The organism is Microbacterium sp. RU1D, from assembly GCF_900156435.1.
GTDB lineage: Bacteria > Actinomycetota > Actinomycetes > Actinomycetales > Microbacteriaceae > Microbacterium.
In genome coordinates this window covers 635,023-650,204 of record NZ_FTPQ01000001.1, presented here as the reverse complement: position 1 = coordinate 650,204, position 15,182 = coordinate 635,023, and the positions used below count along the sequence as shown (strand labels likewise).

General features: G+C 70.8%; 16 protein-coding genes. 7 read left to right on the top strand and 9 right to left on the bottom strand.

From position 1 onward, the window contains the following. Window positions 1-79: 79 nt before the first annotated feature. Together B0B15_RS02965 and B0B15_RS02960 are read left to right on the top strand one after the other, a co-directional pair. Window positions 80-2,635 carry a DUF4118 domain-containing protein gene (locus B0B15_RS02965; RefSeq protein WP_076673215.1) on the top strand — a complete coding sequence of 852 codons (2,556 nt, stop codon included), beginning with the start codon at window positions 80-82 and terminating at the stop codon, window positions 2,633-2,635. Next, window positions 2,632-3,303 (top strand): response regulator, encoded by a 672-nt coding sequence (locus B0B15_RS02960; RefSeq protein ID WP_076673214.1) that lies wholly within the window; start codon window positions 2,632-2,634, stop codon window positions 3,301-3,303. The genes B0B15_RS02965 and B0B15_RS02960 overlap by 4 nt, the downstream gene beginning before the upstream one ends. Before the next feature lie 50 nt (window positions 3,304-3,353). On the opposite strand, the gene B0B15_RS02955 is transcribed toward B0B15_RS02960, so the two are convergent. From B0B15_RS02955 to B0B15_RS02935, 5 genes are read right to left on the bottom strand one after another with little or no spacing between them, the layout of a single operon-like run. Further along, window positions 3,354-4,193 carry an ABC transporter ATP-binding protein gene (locus B0B15_RS02955; protein WP_076673213.1) on the bottom strand — a complete coding sequence of 280 codons (840 nt, stop codon included), beginning with the start codon at window positions 4,191-4,193 and terminating at the stop codon, window positions 3,354-3,356. Beyond that, window positions 4,186-5,001 (bottom strand): ABC transporter ATP-binding protein, encoded by an 816-nt coding sequence (locus B0B15_RS02950; protein ID WP_076673212.1) that lies wholly within the window; start codon window positions 4,999-5,001, stop codon window positions 4,186-4,188. Before B0B15_RS02950 ends, B0B15_RS02955 begins: the two co-directional genes overlap by 8 nt. Beyond that, window positions 4,998-5,906, bottom strand: a complete 909-nt coding sequence (locus tag B0B15_RS02945) for an ABC transporter permease (RefSeq protein ID WP_076673211.1) — start codon at window positions 5,904-5,906, stop codon at window positions 4,998-5,000. The genes B0B15_RS02950 and B0B15_RS02945 overlap by 4 nt, the downstream gene beginning before the upstream one ends. Next, entirely contained in the window at window positions 5,903-6,961 is a 1,059-nt protein-coding gene (locus B0B15_RS02940) for an ABC transporter permease (protein ID WP_076673210.1), read from the bottom strand. The genes B0B15_RS02945 and B0B15_RS02940 overlap by 4 nt, the downstream gene beginning before the upstream one ends. 11 nt (window positions 6,962-6,972) lie before the next feature. Then, on the bottom strand, window positions 6,973-8,562 hold the full coding sequence (locus tag B0B15_RS02935; RefSeq protein ID WP_076673209.1) for an ABC transporter substrate-binding protein: 1,590 nt from the start codon (window positions 8,560-8,562) through the stop codon (window positions 6,973-6,975). A 202-nt stretch (window positions 8,563-8,764) separates the two neighbouring features. Here B0B15_RS02935 and B0B15_RS02930 point away from each other — a divergent pair, with 202 nt between their 5' ends. After that, complete coding sequence (locus B0B15_RS02930; protein WP_083708832.1) at window positions 8,765-9,301, top strand: Lrp/AsnC family transcriptional regulator; 537 nt, start codon at window positions 8,765-8,767, stop codon at window positions 9,299-9,301. A gap of 1 nt (window position 9,302) precedes the next feature. Here the strand turns inward: B0B15_RS02930 and B0B15_RS02925 are convergent, their stop codons facing one another. Further along, the gene (locus tag B0B15_RS02925) at window positions 9,303-9,653 is read right to left on the bottom strand and encodes an avidin-fold protein (protein ID WP_256334159.1); all 351 of its coding nucleotides are present in this window, start codon (window positions 9,651-9,653) and stop codon (window positions 9,303-9,305) included. A 217-nt stretch (window positions 9,654-9,870) separates the two neighbouring features. On the opposite strand from B0B15_RS02925, the gene B0B15_RS02920 reads away from it, so the two are divergent. The 4 genes from B0B15_RS02920 (at window position 9,871) to B0B15_RS02905 (ending at window position 13,070) form a co-directional block, all read left to right on the top strand. Continuing rightward, window positions 9,871-10,632 (top strand): hypothetical protein, encoded by a 762-nt coding sequence (locus tag B0B15_RS02920; protein ID WP_143016320.1) that lies wholly within the window; start codon window positions 9,871-9,873, stop codon window positions 10,630-10,632. Window positions 10,633-10,729: 97 nt separating this feature from the next. Continuing rightward, window positions 10,730-11,995, top strand: a complete 1,266-nt coding sequence (locus tag B0B15_RS02915) for an aminotransferase class V-fold PLP-dependent enzyme (RefSeq protein WP_371113243.1) — start codon at window positions 10,730-10,732, stop codon at window positions 11,993-11,995. Continuing rightward, on the top strand, window positions 11,992-12,447 hold the full coding sequence (gene sufU, locus B0B15_RS02910; protein ID WP_076673205.1) for a Fe-S cluster assembly sulfur transfer protein SufU: 456 nt from the start codon (window positions 11,992-11,994) through the stop codon (window positions 12,445-12,447). The genes B0B15_RS02915 and sufU overlap by 4 nt, the downstream gene beginning before the upstream one ends. A 179-nt stretch (window positions 12,448-12,626) precedes the next feature. Then, window positions 12,627-13,070 (top strand): hypothetical protein, encoded by a 444-nt coding sequence (locus tag B0B15_RS02905; protein ID WP_076673204.1) that lies wholly within the window; start codon window positions 12,627-12,629, stop codon window positions 13,068-13,070. A gap of 144 nt (window positions 13,071-13,214) precedes the next feature. Here the strand turns inward: B0B15_RS02905 and B0B15_RS02900 are convergent, their stop codons facing one another. The 3 genes from B0B15_RS02900 to B0B15_RS02890 form a co-directional block, all read right to left on the bottom strand. Further along, entirely contained in the window at window positions 13,215-14,192 is a 978-nt protein-coding gene (locus B0B15_RS02900; protein WP_076673203.1) for an SRPBCC family protein, read from the bottom strand. A gap of 20 nt (window positions 14,193-14,212) precedes the next feature. After that, window positions 14,213-14,668, bottom strand: coding sequence for an ArsR/SmtB family transcription factor (locus B0B15_RS02895; protein WP_083708831.1), 456 nt, complete (start codon window positions 14,666-14,668; stop codon window positions 14,213-14,215). 113 nt (window positions 14,669-14,781) lie between these two features. Further along, window positions 14,782-15,147: an ArsR/SmtB family transcription factor gene (locus B0B15_RS02890; RefSeq protein WP_076673202.1), complete on the bottom strand. Its 366-nt coding sequence runs from the start codon at window positions 15,145-15,147 to the stop codon at window positions 14,782-14,784. Between the last annotated feature and the right edge of the window lie 35 nt (window positions 15,148-15,182).

Sequence of the window (15,182 nt, the reverse complement as noted above, 5' to 3'; positions counted from 1 at the left end):
TGTCACCCGCCGCCGTCGCGCCCCTCGCGCGGCGGCGGCGCCGTGCGCCCGGGGCCCCGACCGACCCGCGGAGCGCGTCGTGAAGCGCGGGCGCCTGCGCGTGCTGCTCGGCATGGCCCCGGGCGTCGGCAAGACGTACGAGATGCTCGAGGAAGGCCGGCGCCTGCGCGACGAGGGGCGCGACGTCGTCATCGCGATCGTCGAGACGCACGGCCGCGTCGCCACCGCCGCCCAGGCCGAAGGCCTCGAGGCCGTCGAGCGCCGGACCGTCGCGCACCGCGGCGTCGCCCTCGACGAGATGGACCTGGATGCCGTGCTCCAGCGGCATCCGCCGATCGCCCTCGTCGACGAGCTCGCGCACACCAACGCCCCCGGCTCCCGCAACGACAAGCGCTGGCAGGACGTCGAGGAGCTGCTGGACGCGGGCATCGACGTGATCACCACGGTCAACGTGCAGCACATCGAATCCCTCAACGCCGTCGTCGAGAAGATCACCGGCGTCGCGCAGCGCGAGACGGTCCCGGATGCCGTGGTGCGCGCCGCCGACCAGATCGAGGTCGTCGACCTCGCCCCGCAGTCTCTGCGCGACCGGCTCGCGGCCGGGTCGGTGTACCCGGCCGAGCGCATCGACGCGGCCCTGTCGAACTACTTCCGCCTCGGCAACCTCACCGCCCTGCGCGAGCTCGCGCTGCTGTGGCTCGCCGACGAGGTCGACTCCGCCCTGCAGCGCTATCGCTCCGAGCACGGCATCGAGGGCACGTGGCAGGCGCGCGAGCGCGTCGTCGTCGCCCTCACCGGCGGCCCCGAGGGTGAGACGCTGCTGCGCCGCGGCGCGCGCATCGCCGCCCGGTCGGCGGGGGGCGAGCTGCTCGCCGTGCACGTGTCGTCGCAGGACGGCCTGCGCGCGAGCGCCCCCGGCGCCCTCGCCGAGCAGCGCGCGCTCGTCGAGGCCCTCGGCGGCACCTACCACCAGGTGGTCGGCAACGATCCGGCGACCGCCCTCGTCGACTTCGCCCGCTCGGTGAACGCCTCGCAGCTCGTGATCGGCGTGAGCCGTCGCGGGCGTGTGGCCGCCGCCCTCACCGGTCCCGGCATCGGCGCGACCGTCATCCGCCTCTCGGGCGACATCGACGTGCACATCGTCAACCACGCCCGCGCGGGCGGGCGCTTCACCCTCCCCCGCCTCACGGGTCCCGCGCTCAGCGCGAAGCGTCGCATCCTCGGCTTCGTCACGGCCCTGGTGGGCGGACCGCTCATCTCGCTGCTGCTGCTGTCGACCGGGAGCGACGACTCCGTCGCCGCCGACGTCCTGGTCTATCAGCTGCTCGTGGTGGTCGTGGCGCTGATCGGCGGCATCTGGCCCGCGGTGTTCGCCGCCGTGCTGTCGGGCGTCACGCTGAACTTCCTCTTCATCGAGCCGCTGTACACCGTGACCATCAGCAACCCGGCCAACGCGATCGCCCTCGCGCTCTACGTGATCATCGCGACGCTGGTGAGCGTCGTCGTCGACCAGGCCGCCCGGCGCGCCCGCGCGGCCCGCCGCGCCGCGGCAGAAGCCGAGCTGCTGGCGACGGTCGCCGGGAGCGTGCTGCGGGGCGAGAGCGCCGTCCCCGCGCTGGTGAGCCGGGCCCGCGAGGCGTTCGGACTCGCGGGGGTGCGGCTCATGGCATCCGATGGGTCGACGCTGGCCACCGACGGCGAACCCGTCCGCGACGGCCGATCGACCATCGTGCCCGTGGGCAACGACCGCGCGCGCCTCGAGCTGCACGGGAGCGACCTGGATGCCGGTGAACGACGTCTCCTCGACGTCGTCGTCGCGCAGCTCGCCGCCGCCCTCGAGCGCACCGACCTCGCCGAGACCGCGGCCGAGGCGGGGGCGCTGGCCGAGACCGACCAGGTGCGCAGCGCCCTGCTGTCGGCCGTCAGTCACGACCTGCGCCGCCCGCTCGCCGCCGCGGTCGCCTCTCTCGGAGGACTACGAGCCGCAGGCGACAACCTCACCGAAGCCGACCGCCTCGAGCTGCTCGAGACCGCCGACGAGAGCCTCACGACCCTGTCGGTGCTGGTGACCGACCTGCTCGACGTCAGTCGTGTGCAGGCCGGCGTGCTCGCGGTGTCGCTCACCGAGGTCGATGCCGCGGGCGTCGTGCTCGCCGCCCTCGACGAGCTCGGCCTGGGACCGGATGCCGTCGAACTCGCCCTCGACCCCGATCTCCCGGCCCTGCGCGCCGACCCCGTGCTGCTGCAACGCGTGATCGTCAACGTGCTGACGAACGCCGACCGCTATACCCCCGCGGGACAGCGCGTCCGCATCGCGACGAGCCGCCTGGGCGGTACGGCCGAGATCCGCGTGATCGACTACGGCCCCGGCATCGCCGCGGAGCGGCGCGAGGACATGTTCTCGCCCTTCCAACGCCTCGGCGACACCGACAACACCGCGGGCCTGGGTCTCGGACTCGCGCTGTCCCGCGGCTTCGCCGAGGGGATGAGCGGAACGCTGACCCCCGAAGACACCCCGGGCGGCGGGCTGACGATGGTGGTGGCGCTGCCGGTGTCCGCCGACCGGCCCGCTGATGATCCGTACACCCGCGACGCCGCGCCCCTGGCATCCGGATCCCGAGAGGACGCGCCGTGAAGGTCCTGATCGCCGACGACGACCCGCAGCTCGTCCGCGCCCTGCGCATCACCCTCGCCGCGCACGGCTACGACGTGGTCGCTGCGGCCGACGGCGCTGCCGCGATCACGCTCGCCGCCCAGGCGCACCCCGACCTCGTGCTGCTCGACCTCGGGATGCCGCACCTCGACGGCGTGCAGGTGATCCAGGCGCTGCGCGGGTGGACGACCGCGCCGATCATCGTCGTCTCCGGTCGCACGGGCTCGGCCGACAAGGTCGAGGCGCTGGATGCCGGCGCCGACGACTACGTGACCAAGCCGTTCCAGATCGACGAGCTGCTCGCGCGCCTGCGCGTGCACGCGCGGCGTTCGGTTCCGGCATCCGGTGATGCGGTCGTGCGCTTCGGCGAGGTCGAGGTCGACCTCGCGGCCAAGGCCGTGCTGCGGGCGGGAACCCGCGTGCACCTCACCCCGACGGAGTGGCGGATGCTGGAGTTCCTCGCCCGTAACCCCGGCTCGCTCGTGACGCGTCAGACGCTGCTGAAGGAGATCTGGGCGAGCGAGCAGGTGGCCGACAGCGGGTACCTGCGGCTGTACATGTCGCAGCTGCGAAAGAAGCTCGAGGCCGACCCGTCGAACCCGGTGCACCTGCTCACGGAGCAGGGGATGGGGTACCGGTTGGTGGTGTGACGCTGCGGGCGGCGCGCGCCGCAGTCCTCACTGTTCGCGTGCGGTGAGGCTCAGTTCAGCACGGCCGGCACCTCGGCCCACACCGCACGGTCGGAGACCGACGGAGCGTCGGGGATGCGCCCCTCGCCGTCGGGCTCGGGGATCGCCGCCAGCAGGGCGCGCGTGTACGGATGCCGCGGCTGCGCCCAGAGGTCGGAGGTCGGCCCCGATTCCAGCACGCGTCCGCCGAACATGACGTGCGTGCGATCGGCGATGCGGCGCACCACGGCGAGGTCGTGGGAGATGAAGAGCATGCCGGCGCCCGCCTCGGCGACCAGGTCGCGCATGAGCGCGGCCACGCTCGTCTGGGTCGAGGCGTCGAGGGCGGAGATGGGCTCGTCGGCGACGAGCAGCGACGGGCGCGCGGCGAGGGCGCGCGCGATCGCGAGGCGCTGCTTCTGGCCGCCCGAGAACTGGTGCGGGAAACGGGTGGCGACGCCGGCCGGCAACCCCACGCGTTCGAGCCACTCGGCGACGCTCGATCCGGCGGCGCCGCGCGCGCGGGCGGTCGCGATGCCGTCGGCGATCTGGTCGCCGACACGGCGGCGCGGGTTGAGCGAGGTCGACGGGTCCTGGAACACCATCTGGATGCTCGTCAGCGCCTTCGCGCGACGGCGCAGCCCGAGCGGGGCGACGGGCGCACCCTGGAACAGCACGGTTCCGTCGGCGGTCTTCTCGATACCCACCACGGCCCGCGCGAAGCTCGACTTGCCGCTGCCCGACTCCCCCACCAGCGCCACGGTCTCCCCGGGCGCGACGCGCAGCGACACCTCGTCGACGGCGACCACGGGCGGAGTGCCCGGGTAGCGCACGGTGACGCGCTGCGCGTCGAGGACGGCGGTCTCACTCATCGATCTCGCCCTTCATCACGGCATCCGCATCCGGAATCTCGATCTTCGACCCCGGCAGCGCCGCCAGCAGCGCGCGCGTGTACTCGTGCCGGGGGTCGCGGAAGAGGGTCTCGCGGTCGGCGCGCTCGACGATCAGACCGTCCTTCATCACGGCGACCTCGTCGGCGATCGCGCTCATCACCCCCAGATCGTGGGTCACGAGCAGCACCGCCAGGCGACGCTCGGTCGCGAGGTCGCGCAGCAGCTGCAGGATGCCGGCCTGCACCGTCACGTCGAGGGCGGTGGTCGGCTCGTCGGCGAGCAGCACCTCGGGGTCGCACGCGAGGGCGCACGCGATGGCGATGCGCTGACGCTGCCCGCCGGAGAACTGGTGCGGGTAGCGACCGAGCGCATCCGCCGGCCGCGGCACCTGCACCGTCTCGAGCAGCTCTTCCGCCCGCGCGCGAGCGGCCTTGCCCTTCAGCCCGAGGTGCACGCGCAGGTGATCGGTGAGCTGCCGGCCAACCGTCAGCTGCGGATGCAGAGACGACGATGGGTCCTGGAAGACCATCGCGATGCGCTTCCCGCGGATGCGGTTGAGCGCGCGGCGACCGAGCCCGAGGATCTCCTCACCCGCGAGCAGGATCGACCCGCCGGTGCGCGCGTGCCGCGGCAGCAGACCGAGGACTGCGAGCGAGGTGAGGGTCTTGCCCGACCCGGACTCTCCGGCCAGTCCGTGGATGCGACCCGGCTCGAGCTCGAGCGAGACGCCGCGCACGAGCGGGCGGCCGATGTCGATGGTCAAATCGCGGATCGAGAGGGCGCTCACGCGGGCACCCCCGCCGAGGCCTTGTGGTCTGCCTGACGTTCGTGCGTGATCTCGGCCGTCGGGTCGAGCACGTCGCGCATCGCGTCGCCGAGGAAGTTGAAGGCCAACACAACCGTCAGGATCGCCAGGCCCGGGAACACTCCCAGCCACCAAGCGTCGAAGTTCTGCATCGCGCCCGAGATCATCGAGCCCCATTCGGCGGTCGGCGGCTGAGCGCCCAGGCCGAGGAACGACAGTCCCGACAGCAGCAGGATCGCGGCGCCGATGTCGAGGGTCGCGAGCACGAGCACCGGACCGGCGATGTTCGGGAGGATGTCGACGAAGAGCGTGCGCAGCGGCGAGTGGCCGAGCAGGCGCCCCGCGATGACGTAGTTCTGACCGCGAAGGCCCAGCACGATGCTGCGGGTGACGCGCGAGTACTGCGGCCACGACACCACGATCGCCGCGATCACGGCGTTGAAGAGCGACGGCCCGAGCGAGGCGGTGACGACCATGGCCAGGATGACGGTGGGGAACGCCATGAACAGGTCGGTGAGGCGCATGAGCGTCTCGTCGACCCACCCGCCGAAGTAGCCCGCCACCGAGCCGATGACCGTGCCGATGATCATGGCCGCGATCACGAGCATGAGCGCGAGCGGCAGACTGACGGTGGCACCGGTCATCAGGCGCGAGAAGATGTCGCGGCCGTTGCCGTCGGTGCCCAGCAGGGTGTCGATACCGGGCTCCTGCAGGCGGGGAAGCACCTGCGCGTTCGGGCCGAACGGCACCCACCACTGAGCGGTGAAGGCCACGATGATCCACGCGGCGGCGATGACCGTGCCGATCACGCCCAACGGCGTGCGCCAGGCGCGGGGCCAGCGGAAGCGGAAGCGCCCGCGTCTCGATGCGGCGGCGAGGTGGCTCATGCGATCCTCACTCTCGGGTCGAGCACGCCGTAGAGCAGGTCGACGACGAAGTTGATGAGCAGGTAGATGAGGCCCACCACGAGACCGACGCCCATGATGCCGGGCAGGTCGAGATTCGCTGCGGAGTTGTAGGCGTAGGTCCCCAACCCCGGCCACGCGAACACCGACTCCACGAGCACGGTGCCCGACAGCAGGGCGCCGAAGGCGACGCCGACGACCGTGAGGATCGGCAGCGAAGCGCCGCGCAGCACGTAGTCGAGGATGATGCGCATCGCGGGCAGTCCCTTGGCGCGGGCGGCCCGCACGTAGTCGCTGCCGAGCACCTCGAGCACCGAGGTGCGGATGAAGCGGGTCAGCAGACCCACCGTCACCAGCGAGAGCACCAGGACCGGCAGCGCCAGGTGCGCGAGGGCGTCGAAGAAGCCGACACCGTCGCCGTTCAGGAGGTAGTCGACGGTGTAGAGCCCCGTCACGCGCGGGGGCGGGGTGATCGCCGGGGAGATACGGCCCGACCCGGGCGCGATGCGCAGCTCGAGGAAGAACACGTAGAAGCTGACCAGGGCCAGCCAGAACGTCGGCACGCTGAGCCCGACCAGCGTGACCACGCGGATGACCTGGTCGGACACGAGTCCGCGACGGTAGGCCGCGAGGGTGCCGAGCACGATGCTCACGACGAGGCTCAGCACGATCGCGCCGATGGCGATCTCGATCGTCGCGGGGACGGCCGTGGCGAGGTCGCTGGTGACCGGGCGGCCGGTCACCAGCGACGTTCCGAGGTCTCCGCGCAGGAGGTTCCCCATGTAGATGAAGTACTGCACGAACAGCGGCTGATCCAGACCCTGCGCCCGGATGAACGCCTCGCGGGTTGCGGGATTCTGCGAGGCGCCCTCACCGAGGGCCGCGGAAACGGGGTCTCCGGGAACCAGGTTGGTGAGCGCGAACGTGACCACGGTCACGCCCACCAAGAGGATGAGGGAGGTTCCCGCGCGACGCAGCAGGTAGCCGATCAGGGGTGATCGACGCCGCGCGCGCCGCTGAGTCGGCACTGTCGTCATGAGGGTCCCGCTCAGCCGGCCGGGGTGATCTCGGCGATGTCCATCTCCCAGACCGAGTTGTAGACGGCACCCGTGACGGTGTTCGACGTTGCGATGTTGCGGCCGGGGATGATCAGCGGCACGAACGGACCCTCGGCCTGCATGGCCTCGGCGAAGTCGGTGAAGGCGGCCGTGCGGGCGCTCGCGTCGGTGGCGGAGGCGGCATCCGCGGCGATCTGCGCGATGGTGGGGTTGGCCTCGGCGGTCCATCCCGAGCGCAGGCCCACCTTGAGGCCGGGGCCGAAGGGCAGGAAGTTCGCCGAGTCGGCGTAGTCGGGGCCCCAGAACCACAGCCCGAAGCCTTCCGTACCGCCGACGTAGGCATCGAGCTCGGTGGCGAAGGGAGCGGGGGCCAGCTCGACCGAGATGCCGGCATCCTTCAGCTGCGACTGCACGCGCTCGGCGAGCGGGGTGAACTCCACACCGCCGACCGGGTAGTCGTTCGGGAACTGCAGGCGCAGCGTCTGGCCCGTGTAGCCCGCCTCGGCCAGCGCGGCCTTGCTCTTGGCGAGATCCTGGGTGACGCCGGAATCGAGCGCGCCCTCGAAGCCCAGCGGGATCACGCCCGTCGCCTGCTTCGCGCCCGCGCCGGCGAGCTCCAGCAGAGCGTCGTAGTCGAGGGCGTAGCGGATGGCCTCGGCCATCTTGACGTTCGCGAGCTCCCCGGCGACGGCCGGCGACTGGTTCAGCAGCAGGAAGATGGTCTGCCCCGAGGGCACCGAGTCCACCGTCAGCGAATCGCCGAGGCCCGAGACCTGGTCGCCGTTGAGGTCCATCGCGACCATGGAGTCGCCGCCCTTGAGGTTCGCCAGCTGCGTGGCGCTCTCGGTCACGTTGCGCACGACGACGCGCGAGAAGTCCGACTTCTCGTCGCCGTTGTACGCGTCGTTCCGCGTCAGCACGACCTGCGACGAGAGGTCGAGGGTGTCGAGCACGAACGGGCCCGAGCCGGCCGAGGCGCCGTCGAGGTACTTCTGCGCCGAGTCCGACCCGTCGACGCTGCCGCCGTTCTCCTGCACGACGTCGGCGTTGACGATGCCGAGCGCGGGGTTGGCGAGGATCGCGGGCAGCTGCAGCAGGGGCGTCTGCGACGTGAACGAGATCGTCTTGTCGTCGACCTCGGCGATGGTGATGCCGCCCAGCAGGAAGTTCGGCTTGGCATCCTCCATGCCCTGGATGCGCTGCAGGCTGAACACGACGTCCTTCGCCTCGATCGGCGAGCCGTCGGAGAAGACGCGGTCGCCCTCGAGCGTGAAGGTGAACTCGGTCGCGGCGTCGTTCTGCGTCCAGGAGGCGAGCCCCGGGACGGGCGTGGAGACGTCGGACCCGTCGAAGTCGACGAGGGTCTCGTACAGCGCCTTCGCGATCATGTTGCCCGTGGGGTCGTAGGTGTGGCCCGGGTCGGCCGTCTCGATCGAGAATGCGGTGTCGATCACGAGCGACTGGTTGCCCTGCGCGTTTCCGCCGTTGGTGTTCGCCGAATTACCCCCGGTGCACCCGGCGAGCGCGAACAGCGCCACCGCTCCGATCGCGAGAACCGAGGTGGTGCGACGTGACGACATGGGGGCCTCCGGAGTCGAGGAGTACATTCGGGAAAAGTCGTCCGACAAGTGGACGACCCGGTTTAGATTCGCACCTTATGCGACGATGTGTCCAGCGATGTTACGCGACAGCGTCGGTCCGTCCAGAGAAAGCGCACCTTGGAGCAGAATGTCCAGCAATGATGCGGAACCCCCGAAGGATTCTGGACGAAGTGGCACGCCGTTGGACGATACGGCGTACAAAATCCTCGCCGTCCTCCGAGATAACGGTCGCATTTCGATAGCCGCCCTCGCCGAGAAGGTCGGAATCTCGCGCGCCAACGCATACACGAGGGTCGAGGCACTCGTCCAGGACGGGGTGATCACGGGCTTCAGCGCCCAGGTCGACCACGCCCGGGCGGGGCTGTCGATCGGTGCGCTGGTGTTCGTCACCGTCATGCCGCAGGCCTGGGCCTCGTTCCGCGACCGGGTCGTCGAGATGCCCGACGTCGAGTGGTGCGCAATCACCACCGGAGAACACGACGCGATGCTGCTGATCCGCGCGGTCGACGTCAGCGGCGTGCACGAGTTCTCGACCGGCGTCATCGCGCAACTGCCCGAGGTGCGCACCGTCGTGAGCGTCGTGGTGCTCGACGAGGTCATCCGCCGGCCCTACCTGCTGCCGGCCGACCTGCCCGACCGCACGGCGACCAACACCCTGCTGGGCATGACGCGCTGGACGCCCGCGACCCCGGGCCGCGACACCCTGCCGCCGCGCTGACTCAGGCCGTGATCTCCTCGCAGACGCTCAGCTGCGGGGCGCCGTGCATCTCGTAGTGCTCGACCAGCCGGATGCCGCCGCCTTCGGTGAGCTCGAGGTCGCTCTCGCCGTCTCCCGTGACCACCGTGCCGTCGGCCACCAGCACGTGCACGAACGAGACCCAGATCTTGTCGGCCGTGCGGGTGCCGACGAACTTGCCGAAAGTGACGGTGTCGCCCTCGTAACCACCCCAGATGGCTCCGTCGCGTTCGAAGTACTCGAAGACGCTGGGGGCGTCGGGGTCGACGACGGAGGTGGTGGAGGACACCATGCGGAATCGGCGGCCGTCGAGAGAGGGGAGCGTCGCGGTCATCTGTCGATTATGGGGGGCGCCGCCGACGTCGCCGCGTGCGCACCCCGCAGCTGCGGTCATCGGGCGCGCGTCGCCGGTCGCAAACGGCGAAGCGTCGCTCCGCGACCCGGACCATGGCAGCGGGAGAGGCGATGATTTTCCTTTCTCGGGTGAATCGGCCACGGCGGCGCCGTCAGACCTCGTCAGCTCCTGCCAGCGTGGAATCACCGTCACCGTGATGAACGGGTCCGCACCGTCAGCGGGCGTGGCCGTGACGGTCAGCCTCTCGGACGGCTATACCTTCGCCGGCGGCGCGACCTCCTACGCGGGCACCACGGACGCCTCGGGGAAGGTTCTCGTTCCGACCATCTTCGTCCCTCGCGGGGCACCTTCGACGGTCTTCACCGCCACATCCTCCGGCGCCGTCGGGACCGCAAGCAGCTCCGGGACGCCCGGCGTCGGGTCCTATCCGCTCATCGCTCGACGGGTGAGTACGTCTGCACAGGTGTACGCCGCCATGGTCATAGCCACCGACGGCTACGCCTACACGTGCTCCTTCAACCGAGACACCGGCGCATGGGACAGCTGGAACCGACTCGCCATGGCGAACACCACGTTCCTGACCGCCAGCACCGACGGAAACCAGGCATTCCAATCGGACGGAACCGTCGTCAGCACGATCGAGGGCACCAACTCCCCCGCCCTGCCAGCCGGCATCACGGTGACGCAACTCTTCGCACGCCGGGCGAGTGAATCGCCCGCCGTGTACAGCGCCATCATCATCGGAAGCGACGATCGCGCATACGGCTGCGACTTCTACCAGGACTACAACGTGTGGCAGTCGGCGTGGAGCGCCACCGCGATGACCGGCGTCGCCTATGTCGCCGCCAGTACCGACGGACTCCAGGCGTTCGAGTCCGACGGCATCACCGTCTCCACCCTCGGCGGGAAGACCGCGCCCGCCCTCCCCGGCAGCATCGCCTTGGCGCACCCGTGCTGACCGGCGGGGCGACTCTCGGACAAACGCTCGAAGCCGCCCCGTCGTTCTGGCTGCGTACCCTCCCGGCACTCACCCACCCGCCGCCGCGTAGCCTGGAATCGTGACACTCCCCTTCGACGTCGACGCCGTGCGCGCCGACTTCCCGATCCTCGAGACCGAGGTCGACGGCCGCCCCCTCGTCTACCTCGATTCCGGCGCGACGAGCCAGAAGCCGCGCGCCGTGCTCGACGCCGAGCGCGACTTCCTCGAGCACGCGAACTCCGCCGTGCACCGCGGGGCGCACACGCTCGCCGCCGAGGCGACAGAGCTGTTCGAAGACGCCCGAGTCACGGTCGCGGAGTTCGTCGGGGCCGAGCCCGAGCAGCTCGTCTGGACGAGCGGCGCCACGGCCGGCCTGAATCTCGTCGCCGGCTCTCTCGGCTACGCCGGGCGGCTGCGCGAGGGCGACGAGATCGTCGTCACCGAGGCCGAGCACCACGCGAACCTCATCCCGTGGCAGGAGCTCGCCGCCCGTACCGGCGCGCGACTGCGCCACATCCCCGTGCTCGACGACGGCACGCTCGACATGCACGCCGCCGCCGACCTGATCGGCGAGCGCACGCGGGTTGTCGCTTTCCCGCACGTCTCGAACGTGCTCGGCATCGTGAACCCGGTCGCCAAGCTCGTCACCCTCGCCCGCGGCGTCGGCGCGCTGACGGTTCTCGACGCGTGCCAGTCGGCACCGCATCTGGCGCTCGACCTGTCGGCATCCGGGGTCGACCTCGCCGTGTTCTCGGGGCACAAGGTCTACGGACCGTACGGTATCGGTGCGTTGTGGGGCCGCGACGAGGTGCTCGAGTCGCTGCCGCCGTTCACCACCGGCGGCTCGATGATCACCACCGTCACCCTGGACAAGGCCGAGTACCTGCCCGCGCCGCAGCGCTTCGAGGCGGGCACGCAGCCGGTGTCGCAGGCCGTGGCCTTCGCCGCCGCGGTGCGATGGCTCGGTGAGCACGACCTCGCGGCCGCGCACGCGCACGAGGCCGCTCTCGAGCAGCGCATGCGCGAGGGGCTCCGCTCGATCGCGGGCATCCGCCTGCTCGGAGACACGGATGCCGCCGATCGCGTCGCCCTGCAGGCGTTCGCCGTCGAGGGGGTGCACGCGCACGACGTGGGCCAGTTCCTCGACTCGCGCGGGGTCGCCGTGCGCGTCGGACACCACTGCGCCCAGCCGCTGCACCGCCGCTTCGGGCTGACGGCGTCGGTGCGCGCGAGCGCGGCGATCCACACGACCGAGGCCGAGGTCGACACCTTCCTCGACGCCGTCTCGGGCGTCCGCGGGTTCTTCGGCGTCGGCGCCGGCACGGCGGGAGCGCGCGCATGAGCGGGCTGGAGTCGCTGTACCAGGAGCTCATCCTCGACCACGCGAAGAACCGCCGCGGCTTCGGCCTCGCCGAGCCCGGCGCGCACAGCGCCACCGTGCACCAGCGCAACCCCATCTGCGGCGACGAGATCACGCTCCGCGTCGACGTCGAGGGCGATCGGGTGGCATCCGTCACCTGGGAGGGCGCGGGCTGCTCGATCTCGCAGTCGTCGGCGTCGATGCTCGTCGCGCTGCTGCAGGAGGACGGCGGGGTCGAGGGGATGCCGACCGCCGATGTCGAGGCACTGATAGCGCAGTTCCGCGAGGCCCTGCGCTCGCGCGGCAAGATCCCCCTCGACGAGGAGACCTTCGCGGATGCCGCCGCCCTGTCGGGCGTCTCGAAGTACACCGCGCGCGTGAAGTGCGCGATGCTCGCGTGGGTCGCGCTCGAAGAGGGATTGCGGCAGGCCTGAGACTGCCGGCACGGCGGTCCACTCCCTCACCGTTCGAGTGTCCAGAACACGCGGACATTCCGAAAAACCGTCCGGGTGTCTCGGACACTCGACGGGCCGTGGGCTGAACATCCGGACCCGTTCACCCCGCCGACGCCGCGGCGATATCCTGCGTCCAGACCGACGAGAGGACGGATGCCATGGCCACCAGCGGAGCGGGATTCAGCGACGAAGAACGCGCGGCGATGAAACAGCGCGCCGAGGAGCTCAAGGCGATGAAGGGCCTGAAGGGCCTGGCGAAACTGCAGAAGGAGAGCGAGGCCTGCCTCGAGGCCATCGAGAAGCTCGAGGGCGTCGACCGCGCGGTCGCCGAACGACTGCACGTCATCGTGCTGGAAGAGGCTCCGCATCTGAACCCCAAGACGTTCTACGGCTTCCCCGCGTACGCGAAGGACGGCAAGGTCGTGGTGTTCTACCAGCCGGCCTCGAAGTTCACGACGCGCTACGGAACGGTCAGCTTCGACGAGACCGCGCAGCTCGACGACGGGCCGATGTGGCCGGTGTCGTTCGCCGTCGTCGAGGTCACGCCCGAGGTCGAGCAGCGCATCCGCGAGCAGGTGCGCCGGGCGGCTCCGGCGGCCTGAGGTCCGCCACCCGCCCGCAGAGCGGCGCGGAGCTCGCGAAGCTCCCTCCGGATGCTGCGAGCAGCGAGACTCTCTGCGGGCCTCGCATCGACGCACCCCGGGAGGCGGGTGCCGCGAACCCCGGGCCGCGGCACCCGCTTCCCCTCACGCCAAAACGACGCGCTCCATGCGCCGGAAGCTCTCCTCCATGCCGTCGACCATGCCCGTGGCGAGCACGGCGTCGCGGGTGGCGGCATCCGGATACTCGATCAACAGGGTGACCAGCGTCGCGCCGTCCTCCTCGTAGAGCGACAGGTCGTTGAGCGTCGAGGGGTAGTCGGTACCGGTCATGTGCTCGGTCTGCACCATGCGCCGCGGCTCGTCGAGCAGCAGGATGTCACCGTCGAAGCCGAAGGGCTCGCCCTTGGTACCGGGCTCGGGCTCCCACGCGATGCGGTAGCGGCCGCCCTCGGTGCGGTCGATCTCGCAGATCAACATGCGCCACCCGTCGGGACCGAGCATCCACTGCCGCATGAGGTCGGGGTCGAGGTGCGCGCGCCAGACGAGCTCGCGCGGACCCTCGATCAGCCGGGTGATGCGCACGTGCTGATCGTCGAGGATCTCCAGGCGCGTGCCCTTGCCCTGCGCGAACTCGCGGAGACCGAGCAGCACCGCGTCGAGCTGGTTCATCGCGAGGGTCGAGCCCTCGACGGCGCCCATCTCGATCAGCTGCTCGAGGGCCTCGAGCGAGTCGAAGTACGTGACGTTCGTGAGGCGGGCGCCGGCATCGGTGGCCTCGAAGGCGAAGGTCATGCGCATCGACGGCATCCCGGGGATGGCCTCGCCGTCTTCGTCGACGAAGGAGTCCACGACCTCGAACCCGCGCGGCGCCTCGATGTCGACGAATCGCCAGCTGCCGCGCGCGACCTCGCCGCCGGTGCTGCGCATCTCGTACCGGGCGCGCCCACCCGCCTCGAACGCGAACGAGGTGAAGGTCGCCGGCCACCCGGGAGGTCCCCAGAAGCGCTCGAGCTGACGCGGATCGGAGAAGGCGGCCCACACCCGCTCGGGGCCGACCGCGAAGTCGGCGACCAGGGTCATGGTGAGCGCTTCGGCGTCGCTCTCGACGGACGTGACGGGCATGACGGACTCCTTCGTCGGTTTCAGGTCGTGGGGTTCTCGGTCGGCGGGGTGGATGCCGTGGGCGCCGGCGTCCCGCGACGTGCGGCCGGGGCGCCCGCTCCCGGCATCGCGGCCGAGGAAGAGGGGGCGGTGGATGCCGCGGCATCCGGTTCTTCGGCCAGCAGCGCGTCGAGACGGTCGACGCGCCCGCGCCAGAGGTCTTCGTACGAGCGGAGCAGCTGCTGCGCCCGGGCGATCGCGGTCGGGTCGGCACGCACGAGTCGCACCCTCCCCTCCGCGCGTTTGGTGATGAGCCGCGCTTCGGCGAGCACGGCTATGTGCTTCGACACCGCCGCGAACGACATCGCATAGGCCGCCGCGAGCTGGGTCACCGACTGCTCGGCGATCAGGGTGCGCCGCACGATGTCGCGTCGCGTGGCATCGGCGAGGGCGTGGAACACCCGGTCGATGTCGGCGTCGCTTTGTTGTTCAACCATTTGGTTGTAAAATAGCGGACGCCCTCTTCGATCGCAAGACCGACTCGAAGGGGCCCGCCCGGAGCCAAGCGGCTCCGCCGATCCCGCCGGGCGCGGTCGATGAGGACGTCGCGTCAGCGCGACAGGGTGCCGGCTGCGAACTGCGCCGACAGCATGCCGGCGACAGCGTCGAGAGCGCCGGGCACGAGTCGGTAGTACGCCCACGTTCCGCGCTTCGAGCGCGTGAGGAAACCCGCCTCGGTCAGCACCTTGAGATGGTGCGAGACGGTGGGCTGCGAGAGGCCGACCGGCTCGGTGAGGTCGCACACGCACGCTTCCTGCTCGGCGGCGGTCGCCACGATCGACAGCAGGCGGAGCCGCGTCGGATCGCTGAGCGCCTTCACGCGTCGGGCGAGATCGTCGGCGTCCGCGACCGACATCGGAACGCCACCCGCGGGTACGCAGCAGGCGGCGGGCTCCAGAAGCGGCAGCGAGGTCATGCATCGACGATACTCGATATTGACATCCGTCGATA

Excerpts from the sequence above, each read along its gene's own strand:
- B0B15_RS02955 (WP_076673213.1), bottom strand. The coding sequence starts at position 4,193 with ATGAGTGAGACCGCCGTCCTCGACGCGCAGCGCGTCACCGTGCGCTAC.
- B0B15_RS02945 (WP_076673211.1), bottom strand. The coding sequence starts at position 5,906 with ATGAGCCACCTCGCCGCCGCATCGAGACGCGGGCGCTTCCGCTTCCGC.
- B0B15_RS02940 (WP_076673210.1), bottom strand. The coding sequence starts at position 6,961 with ATGACGACAGTGCCGACTCAGCGGCGCGCGCGGCGTCGATCACCCCTG.
- B0B15_RS02935 (WP_076673209.1), bottom strand. The coding sequence starts at position 8,562 with ATGTCGTCACGTCGCACCACCTCGGTTCTCGCGATCGGAGCGGTGGCG.
- B0B15_RS02925 (WP_256334159.1), bottom strand. The coding sequence starts at position 9,653 with ATGACCGCGACGCTCCCCTCTCTCGACGGCCGCCGATTCCGCATGGTG.
- B0B15_RS02920 (WP_143016320.1), top strand. The coding sequence starts at position 9,871 with ATGAACGGGTCCGCACCGTCAGCGGGCGTGGCCGTGACGGTCAGCCTC.
- sufU (WP_076673205.1), top strand. The coding sequence starts at position 11,992 with ATGAGCGGGCTGGAGTCGCTGTACCAGGAGCTCATCCTCGACCACGCG.
- B0B15_RS02905 (WP_076673204.1), top strand. The coding sequence starts at position 12,627 with ATGGCCACCAGCGGAGCGGGATTCAGCGACGAAGAACGCGCGGCGATG.
- B0B15_RS02900 (WP_076673203.1), bottom strand. The coding sequence starts at position 14,192 with ATGCCCGTCACGTCCGTCGAGAGCGACGCCGAAGCGCTCACCATGACC.
- B0B15_RS02895 (WP_083708831.1), bottom strand. The coding sequence starts at position 14,668 with ATGGTTGAACAACAAAGCGACGCCGACATCGACCGGGTGTTCCACGCC.
- B0B15_RS02890 (WP_076673202.1), bottom strand. The coding sequence starts at position 15,147 with ATGACCTCGCTGCCGCTTCTGGAGCCCGCCGCCTGCTGCGTACCCGCG.